Below are 7,963 nucleotides of genomic sequence, written 5' to 3'. Positions count from 1 at the left end.
GCCTCCTCCACCGCGGTGTTGCCGCCGCCGACCACCGCCACCGGCTTGCCGCGGAAGAAGAAGCCGTCGCAGGTCGCGCAGGCCGAGACGCCGCCGCCCTGGAACTTGGCCTCGGAGGGCAGGCCGAAGACGCCGAGGTGCAGGGAAGGGCTCAGCAGTCCGAACGATCCGGAATGCCCCTCCGCCACCGCGTCGAGGGAGCGCCCGACCCCGGCATAGATCGGCAGGAAGCGTTGGCTGTAGGCGGTGTCGCCGCCGGCGTAGTGTGCGAGTTCGTGGCCGATGATCGCCGCCACCTCGTCACCGCGCAGAAGTGCAAGGTAGGGCAGCGGCAGGTAGAGTATCCGGCCCGTCAGCCGCGCGCCGCTCGGCTCGACCACAGCCGGGCCGGCGCTGACGAAGAAGCCTCCGGTGAGGCCGACCACGACGGCCTCGGGCTTGAGCGCGCCGAGGCGCTCGGCCAGCCCCTCGATCAGCCGCCAAAGGCCCGGTGCCTCGGCGGGCGAGACCGTTCGGCCGAGGATCGGAAGCGGGTCGGGTTCGAAGGCGGAGAGCGCGCGGCGCAGGCCCAGCACGGTCGCGCCCGCCGCGAGGAGGACCGCCCCGACAGCGACGGCGGCCATCAGCAGCATCTTGATCTCACCGCTGCCAAGCCCGGGCCGCGCGAGCGTGCCGGCCTCGAAAATCACGGCGGCGACGGAACCCACCGTCGTGAAAAGGACCTGCAAGGCGAGCACCGGGGGCAGCAGGCGGCGCACCAGGGAGAAGCCGCCGACCAGCACGTCGCGCGAGTTCCGCCCCATCCGTCCCAGGGCGGCGCCCCCAATCAGGACGAGGACGGACAGGGCCGCGGCAAGCCCGCCGGCCACGATGACGAAGGGCGGCAGAAGCTTGCGCCACTCCATCACCGTGGTGAAGGTCGTGACCTCACTGAGTGCCGCACGGGCCTGCACGAGGGCGAAGGGCCCGCCGTACAGCTGGCCATTGCGGCGGAACTGCATGCTGTAGTCGACGCGTCCGTCCCGTGGCGCCTTCGCTTCCAGAGCCTCGACGATCTGCGTCAGATGCAACCGCTCCTCGTCGAAACCGGCCCAGTCGCCAACGGCGCGCTGCTGCTCCCAGAGACCGAGCAGCATGATGGCGAGCGGCAGCAGGACGGTGGCGGCGATCAGGCGCGTGATGGATCGCAGGCGCGAGGGCGTGCGCGGGTTAGCTGCGTCGGGGATACTCGCCTCCTCGGATGCGTCGGGAGCAAAAACGGGTCGCTCAGAATTTGTTCGCCGGACGCTTGTCCACTGGAATCGGGATGAGGCTGTCGTGCTTGCGGCATGAGATCCTGTCGACCTTGCGGCTCTCACCCTTGATCAGATCCATGGCGCCGGTCTTGCGGTTGACCAGGAAATAGCCGCCCGGGTTCTTGAGCTTGATCACATCGTCGGACTGAAGCGCGACTTCCTGTATTTTCGACTCAAGCTCGCCATTCGGCTTCATTAGTGCCCATTTATTTGATGCTAGATCGATGCTGAAGTAGATTGATTTGCCGCCATTGTTAATGCACGCCAGCGTGAAAGGCTGTGTCGCGTCTTGCGCGTGTGTGGCGTGTGGAGCGATGAACGCCCATAGTACGCCGTACACGAGGAGGGAGGTCGCTTTTCGAGCCATCCGGTTCACTCCTGGCGGTACGTCCTGCCGCATCGCGGTTGGCGGTTTAGATGCATGCGCGGCAGGGGGCAAATTGATCTGGGTTTTGAGTACGCCCATGCGTGTTGGCTAATCGTCCTTACTCTGTCGTCGGCTCAAACGTACGCTTCCTGAACAATTCCACCCTAGCAGATGCCGCTCGCGCGCAGGCCTGCGGCATCTCCCAAGGAAGTGTCGGCGTCGGGCGCTACGCTGCCGATATCCACCTCGACACCGGCGGTCATGGCCCAGACCAAGGCCCTGTTCGGGCAATCAGGAATGATGCAGTGTCCGTTACCAAGAAAATTCTATCGAAAACGGGCTAGTAGGAACCTACCCAACTTGTTGGTAGAGCAAACCGGAAAAACATCGCTTCTATGTTGGAGCGCGACAATGGCAGAACCTCCAATTGGAGGAGCAATGACAAGGTAGTTCGTCTACTACATATGGCGTGAAGGATTGTTTGCTAGTTTGTAACGGTTGCTCCGGCGCCTGCCTCGCCTTGGACGTTTAGAAGGACGAGCTACCACCATGTTGATGCGACGCCTGATCGCGGTCTTTGCGGCCATCGTGCTTTGGTCCCTGTGGGTGCTTTGTATCCTGCTAATCCTCCCAGTGCTCCTGAACGTTCCTGGTGAGGCCACCCTAGGAGAAATCGCTCTTTGGCTCGCAGTCCTTGGTGCAGTCGTCACCTATCCCATACTTTTACCGGTGTTGGCGGCTCTGAAGGCTTGGGCTGGTCGCAAATCCAAGCCTACGTTACTCGCGGCAATCCACACTGTGATCTGGGGAGCTTTCATAGGGGTCGTGGCAATTCTCGCGACCCTTGCGGGCGCCTTCTATGCCCACGAACAAGCGCTTCCGGTGCTGAGCCGAGAGGAGGGGTTCACCAACTCCTACGCGAACGCGATCCTTCGGCAGGATACCGCATGGATGGACCGCATCCTCAAAGAAGGGGCTCCTGTCGATCACCCTATGTCACTCGGTAACACGCCCGCCTCAATGTCGGCCGGCTTCGGAGATTGGTCCTTGGTCCTGTTTCTGCTCGGTCGCGGAGCCGATCCGGACCGGAAGGACGATGAGGGCAGATCGGTGAGAACGCTTGCGGCTAGACCTCCCGCACCTCCTCGAAACCCGACCGAAGCTCTTGCATTGGATGGTGTCCGCGCACTTTTGAGCAACCGGTGAACTCGGCCTTTTTGCAACCCTATTCGAACAAGCCGCCCGATTATCTTCCACCCACGCTGTCTGTAGTGCGGCTCGGCCGATATCGACCTAGCTTCGTCGCTCACGGCATCCGATGCTGCACCCGAAAGGGATCGTTGGTCGATCCGGATGTCATTTACGATGCAGTGTGCGGATCGACGTACTGCTTCAGCACGGCGAGGTCAGCGAAGGGAGCAGGCCACAGCACGATCCGGTAGTGATCGTCCCCGTCGAGGCGGTCTTCGCTCAAGGTATCCAGCCCGCCATGATAGGTCCGGACCCGGTACGTGCCCGTCGAGACGGCCAGGACGTCGACCGATCCTCCGGTGCATTCGTGGATTTCAAGCCTGCCTGACGGTAGGTCGAGGCTGGCCTCGGCCACGTGATCCCATACGTCGAGGTCGATGTCCGGCGGTTCGTCCGTGATCTCGAACTCGACCGGCACGTCCATGTTTCGTTCGGGCTGAACGACGACCACGAACGGCCCCGTCTTGATGCGGCGGACCGTATCCTCCTCGGTGTACTCCGTCGGCGCATCCGGACTTGCCCCGTGATCCCACAGGTAGAACTGATGGTAGTCAGCGAAGATACTGTAGCGCTTGATCATGCTGCTCACATCCGATCCGATCAGAAGAAAGCCGACGCGGATTGTTGGCCTGAAGCGACCGGTACCAGCCTACCCCTGAATCTTGCCGTCCATAATGACTCGGTCCTAGCTGGTATGTCTGCTTTGATGTAACTGCTTGCCGGAAGCAGACATGCAGAAACCCACCCGACCTGGTCGTAGAGCGGACGGACAGGCCCCGACCCAACCACGCCATAGCGCGCAAATTCCGTCTTTGCCGAAAGCGGACGTCGGTCCGCACAGCTAAGATGGGTACGCGTCACCTCGTCCAGCTTCCCCAGCCAGCCTGGGCCGCGCGGAAGCGACCGAAGCGTTAGTCATGTTCGTCCGCGAAGGGTCGTTCCCGGTGTGTAAGGTGTCTGGTCGGAAGACGACCCTCATGCACCCCGGCCAGCGCATCCAAGCACTGTAACGTCGGGGTGCCGGCCTTGCCGGAGATGGGCTTTCAAGGTTTTTTGCTCATCTCACGGGTGAGACAGTGCAGCCTTAGGCTGCCTTCAGGTTACCAGCGGACAGCTTGCCGCTGCGCTTGTCGGTCTCTTCCTCGTAGGAGACCTTCTGGCCCTCGGCCAGGTTGCCCATGCCGGCGCGCTCGACGGTCGAGATGTGGACGAACACATCCTTGCCGCCGTCATCCGGCTGGATGAAGCCGTAGCCCTTGGTATCGTTGAACCACTTTACGGTGCCGATGCTCATAGGAAGTTCCTAGACGTCTCAGGCGAGCCAACGCAGTGCGCCCGCACGCCAAGTAGATGGTTTCGATGCGATGTACCACGTAGCGAAGGCCGACTCGGCGGCGAACGAGCTATCGTCCGCGATGGCATCAACCCTTTGATTTTAGGCAAAGGGGTTGCCCATCAGCGCTTCATGCTCTCACACGCATACGATGATCCGGTCCGACCTCGTCCTGCGCCTCGCTGCCCAGAACCCACATCTCTACGAGCGAAACTGCCAAGCGGTGGTCGATGCCATTCTTGGCCGCCTCGCGGATGCGCTTGCGGCAGGCGATCGGGTGGAGATCCGTGAGGTCGGCTCGTTCTCGGTGACACGTCGAGATGCGCGTCACGGGCGCAACCCGAAAACAGGAGCAGCAGTAGCTGTGCCCGCCAAGACCGCGCTTGTCTTCAAGGCTGGCAAGGAGATGCGAGATCGGGTGAACCTGAAGACGCTTTGAATTCGTACGTCGTCGATGCTGCTCCCTATGGTGGTAGCAATGCCAGAAGCCCCAAAAGCTGAAATCGAAGAGGCGAAGCGCTTGGGCCATGAAGCTGGGCTCGTCAGCTCCAAAGTTGCGGGGGGATTGTCCCTACGGTTTGGATCCTCCGAAATCTTGCCATGCGTGGATGGACGGCTTCGCTGAGGGCCGAATCGAGGCCAAGGAAATAACGATCATGCCTTTCGCCTGGGCTGAAGGTCGCGCTAGCAAGGGCGCAATGTCAATCAATCGGCTTGTGCCCTTACGACGGACACCCTGGGCACCCATCTGAGATCGTGAATGGCTCTGCGTCCACGCAAGCCATCGCTGGGCCCGACATCCGTCGACAGGAAGGCAGCGCCTTCTGACCGCGCCCTTACGGGAACACCACCATGTCCCACCTCTTCAAGATCGGACAGCGCGTCCGTCAGGCGCCATCGAGCGAGGCAGCCGACCGCGACGCTCGGGGGGAGGTCTACGAGGTGATCCGCTTGATGCCGGAGGATCGCGCAGGCGCTCTTGGATACCGGGTCAAGTCCGCTGCCGGTGAACGCGCCGTGACTCAGGACGAGATCGTACGGGCTTGATCGGAATCGAAGGCCGGGCGGGGGACAAAATGCACCATCAGGCATTCCGTTCTCTTGCACGCATCATCGAACAGTAGGCGTCTTTAAGCGCGAAGGGGATCATCATGGCCCAGGACAACAAGCGCGGGAACCGCGAGACAAAGAAGCCGAAGAAGGCTGTTACTAAGACCAACGCGGCCGCCCCATCCACGAAGGACGTCGTTGGCAATGCGGTCAAAGCCGCCAACTCCAAGAAGTAGGTGCGGGAACACCTTATGGGGTCATTCCGGACATAGGGTCAGGCCTGTCGGGAACCGCCGGCGGCTCTGGTGAGTGAACGCTGGGATCCTCATGCCGGGCTATGATCCGACCTGAGCACGTCGAATGGCCCGCAGACCCTTGCCTCCACAGCACGGACTATGAGGCAGGGGTCGACGCCATCACCCGAGCTCTGAACGTTGTACGCGCCGACGCCCAATTTGCCGGCATGATTATCTTCACACCAAACCCACATACGATACGTATTACCCCGTCCAAATTTGAGAAAGGGCACTTCGATTGGACCATCATGAAAGCTAATTCGGTCGTCCGCCAATCGACCCATTCTTTCGGATCACAGGGCGCGTCTGAGGCAAGTGCAGACACGGCATTCCGGGAGATCACACCCGTCTGGCAGTCCGCTCGAGCAATTTAGGAGGAGCGAGGAGTGCTGACCGAGTACGTTCGGTTCAGGGATCAGTTGGAGTACCGTGATCCGCGGACAGCGCTTGGGCACCTTCGACAGGCGAATGCTTTCCAAAGACATTCGAGGAGCAGCTTTTTGTCAACCGCGAATTAGATCTCGCGCAGAACTCTCGGGCTCGATTTGGTTGCCGATCTGTATGATACTGCTAAGGTTGCCAATCGCTGGCCGGAAACCACCAGGCGTCAGCGACTGAGAGTGCGATTTGCTCCCGCCTTATGGTTGAGAAGCAAACATGCCCAGCACGCTAGAAACACCCGTCAATTCATCCGCGTATCGCGCATTGATCCTGCTGCCCGATGGCAGAGTGTTGGATACCAACTCGCTGATGGCCACCAACGACGACGAAGCCATCAGACTTGCGGAAGCCATGGTGGATGGTCACGCCGTAGAACTATGGGACGGCCTACGGTACATCGAGTATTTTGCAGCCAAGTCTCCACGTCCCGACGATCGGCCGCAGGAACCATTAACCATTGTGGACGTATGATTTGATACACAGCACGGAGGGCAGTCCTGCCATCCGCGTTTAGGTGCGCAGCGCCCCGGTGCTATTATGTCTCGTTATACATTCGACGTTCACGACGACGGACCCGCGCATTGGGCGGACGATAGCCGTGAATGCGAAGGTCGCGGCGATATCGAACTGTTTGCCCGCCGATTGCTGAATGAGGCTCATACCCGTCAAGCTGATCGAGACAGTTTCAGTGAGAGAACCACTGTCATGGTTCTGCGTGAATGTGGAGGCGTCGTTTTGAACGCACACGCAAAGCGGGGTGGTCACGTCAACATAGCCTGGGCCTCAAGATAGCGCAGCAGAGTTCGGTGTAATGGTAGCGACTGCCTAAGCTCGACTTTGGCCATTCAGGCCGCCTGGCACAGGGCGTAGGCCCAGGCTGGTGGAAGACGGAACCGACGTTTCCTACGGTCGCGCCTGCGGCCTGACATCGAAGAAGCTTCCTCGCGCCAGATGGTTCGACGGACGGCTGCGAGAGCATCGGAGAAGGTCGGCTGCGGTTCGGGGTACCACGCAGTCGCCGCGACCTGCCGCCTCTCACGTGCTGTCAGCCGGGTCGCGAGCAGGGTGACGATGGAGAACAGGGCGAGCAGGCAGGGGGGCGTACGAGCGATAGCCTTGTCGGACCATTGCCGCTGTGTCTCGACGCCGAGATGGGCACGCGCTTCCTGGAAGGAGACTTCGACCTGCCAGCGCCGGACGATCCTTCGACTAGCTCAGGATGAGGCACGTCACGATCTGGGTCGGGTCTCGTGCGGGGTCGGTGCAGAGCAGCGATTGGGGCTCGAAGCGGCTCTCGGGATCGCGGATCAGAACCCAGCGGATCGGCACTGCTGGTAGACCGGAATGATGCCAGACGGCGGTGGCCGCGGCGATCTCGATCTTGCGCTCGCCCATGCCGTACCAGCCCGGCACGCTCACCTGCTGCCAGAGGGTACCCGGCTCGGTCATGATTTTGGACAAGGTGGGCCGCCGCGCACCCTTCTTGCGTGGGCGTCCGATCGTACCTGGAGGCCTCGGGGGCGCTGGATCGTACAGCGCCGCATCCAGGCGCAGGCGGGTCAGGCTGAGTGGTATTCTGGAGGTAGCTAGTCTGCAGCCGCTGCTTATGACCGTGATGAGGCCGTGGGTGAGCGCGGTCGAAACAGCCTCGCTTGGCATGCATGAAATGAAGGTCCTGGCGTCGGGCCGAGCCAGAAGGGCACAAGCGAGGACGCGATCGTCCGCCGCGAAACCCAGGTCTGAAAGGCCACCTCCGTCGGCGAAGTGAGCCGTAGTCTGGTAGCGTGCCGGGGGACCTAGATACCTGATCGGCCCCCACGAGGTGGTCCAAGGGTAAAGTTAGTGCACGGTGGGCCGCTCCGCCACGGATAGCTTGGCCGGCGGAGCTGGTCTGGCAAGCGCAGCCGGCCAAGCGGAGAAGGCTGGCATG

9 protein-coding genes and 2 pseudogenes are annotated in these 7,963 nt (G+C 61.5%); 5 read left to right on the top strand and 6 right to left on the bottom strand.

The features are described from left to right. From FV222_RS30695 to FV222_RS11930, 3 genes and pseudogenes are all read right to left on the bottom strand, one after another. Window positions 1-125, bottom strand: a pseudogene (locus tag FV222_RS30695) (thioredoxin-disulfide reductase); the annotation flags it as partial. Window positions 126-239: 114 nt separating this feature from the next. After that, window positions 240-623, bottom strand: a pseudogene (locus tag FV222_RS32025) (peptidase M48); the annotation flags it as partial. 643 nt (window positions 624-1,266) lie between these two features. Further along, window positions 1,267-1,761 (bottom strand): hypothetical protein, encoded by a 495-nt coding sequence (locus FV222_RS11930; protein ID WP_147814383.1) that lies wholly within the window; start codon window positions 1,759-1,761, stop codon window positions 1,267-1,269. Between the two features lie 456 nt (window positions 1,762-2,217). Between FV222_RS11930 and FV222_RS11925 the strand changes: the two genes are divergently transcribed. Continuing rightward, a complete protein-coding gene (locus tag FV222_RS11925) occupies window positions 2,218-2,868 on the top strand; it encodes a hypothetical protein (RefSeq protein ID WP_210248483.1) in 651 nt (216 codons plus the stop codon). Between the two features lie 154 nt (window positions 2,869-3,022). Here the strand turns inward: FV222_RS11925 and FV222_RS11920 are convergent, their stop codons facing one another. Beyond that, window positions 3,023-3,493, bottom strand: a complete 471-nt coding sequence (locus tag FV222_RS11920; protein ID WP_147814379.1) for a hypothetical protein — start codon at window positions 3,491-3,493, stop codon at window positions 3,023-3,025. 504 nt (window positions 3,494-3,997) lie between these two features. Then, the gene (locus FV222_RS11915) at window positions 3,998-4,207 is read right to left on the bottom strand and encodes a cold-shock protein (RefSeq protein WP_147814377.1); all 210 of its coding nucleotides are present in this window, start codon (window positions 4,205-4,207) and stop codon (window positions 3,998-4,000) included. A 190-nt stretch (window positions 4,208-4,397) separates the two neighbouring features. Between FV222_RS11915 and FV222_RS11910 the strand changes: the two genes are divergently transcribed. The 4 genes from FV222_RS11910 to FV222_RS11900 all read left to right on the top strand — a co-directional run bounded on the left by FV222_RS11910 (window position 4,398) and on the right by FV222_RS11900 (window position 6,504). After that, complete coding sequence (locus tag FV222_RS11910; RefSeq protein WP_147814375.1) at window positions 4,398-4,685, top strand: integration host factor subunit beta; 288 nt, start codon at window positions 4,398-4,400, stop codon at window positions 4,683-4,685. A 413-nt stretch (window positions 4,686-5,098) separates the two neighbouring features. After that, the gene (locus FV222_RS11905) at window positions 5,099-5,293 is read left to right on the top strand and encodes a hypothetical protein (protein WP_147750267.1); all 195 of its coding nucleotides are present in this window, start codon (window positions 5,099-5,101) and stop codon (window positions 5,291-5,293) included. 104 nt (window positions 5,294-5,397) lie between these two features. Next, on the top strand, window positions 5,398-5,532 hold the full coding sequence (locus FV222_RS31880) for a hypothetical protein (RefSeq protein WP_281406695.1): 135 nt from the start codon (window positions 5,398-5,400) through the stop codon (window positions 5,530-5,532). Window positions 5,533-6,249: 717 nt separating this feature from the next. Next, window positions 6,250-6,504, top strand: coding sequence for a hypothetical protein (locus FV222_RS11900; RefSeq protein ID WP_147814373.1), 255 nt, complete (start codon window positions 6,250-6,252; stop codon window positions 6,502-6,504). Window positions 6,505-7,242: 738 nt separating this feature from the next. Here FV222_RS11900 and FV222_RS31135 read toward each other — a convergent pair. Then, on the bottom strand, window positions 7,243-7,482 hold the full coding sequence (locus FV222_RS31135; protein WP_246685430.1) for a hypothetical protein: 240 nt from the start codon (window positions 7,480-7,482) through the stop codon (window positions 7,243-7,245). Between the last annotated feature and the right edge of the window lie 481 nt (window positions 7,483-7,963).

The sequence above is a fragment of the Methylobacterium sp. WL103 genome (genome assembly GCF_008039885.1).
In the GTDB taxonomy this organism is placed as follows: domain Bacteria; phylum Pseudomonadota; class Alphaproteobacteria; order Rhizobiales; family Beijerinckiaceae; genus Methylobacterium; species Methylobacterium cerastii.
Note: the sequence above shows the minus strand (reverse complement) of the source record. Positions and strands in the feature narration are given on the sequence as shown.

Bases quoted from the DNA above. Each gene is read 5' to 3' on its own strand.
- FV222_RS11930 (WP_147814383.1), bottom strand. From the start codon at position 1,761: ATGGGCGTACTCAAAACCCAGATCAATTTGCCCCCTGCCGCGCATGCA.
- FV222_RS31135 (WP_246685430.1), bottom strand. From the start codon at position 7,482: ATGACCGAGCCGGGTACCCTCTGGCAGCAGGTGAGCGTGCCGGGCTGG.
- FV222_RS11925 (WP_210248483.1), top strand. From the start codon at position 2,218: ATGCGACGCCTGATCGCGGTCTTTGCGGCCATCGTGCTTTGGTCCCTG.
- FV222_RS11920 (WP_147814379.1), bottom strand. From the start codon at position 3,493: ATGATCAAGCGCTACAGTATCTTCGCTGACTACCATCAGTTCTACCTG.
- FV222_RS11900 (WP_147814373.1), top strand. From the start codon at position 6,250: ATGCCCAGCACGCTAGAAACACCCGTCAATTCATCCGCGTATCGCGCA.
- FV222_RS11905 (WP_147750267.1), top strand. From the start codon at position 5,099: ATGTCCCACCTCTTCAAGATCGGACAGCGCGTCCGTCAGGCGCCATCG.
- FV222_RS11910 (WP_147814375.1), top strand. From the start codon at position 4,398: ATGATCCGGTCCGACCTCGTCCTGCGCCTCGCTGCCCAGAACCCACAT.
- FV222_RS31880 (WP_281406695.1), top strand. From the start codon at position 5,398: ATGGCCCAGGACAACAAGCGCGGGAACCGCGAGACAAAGAAGCCGAAG.
- FV222_RS11915 (WP_147814377.1), bottom strand. From the start codon at position 4,207: ATGAGCATCGGCACCGTAAAGTGGTTCAACGATACCAAGGGCTACGGC.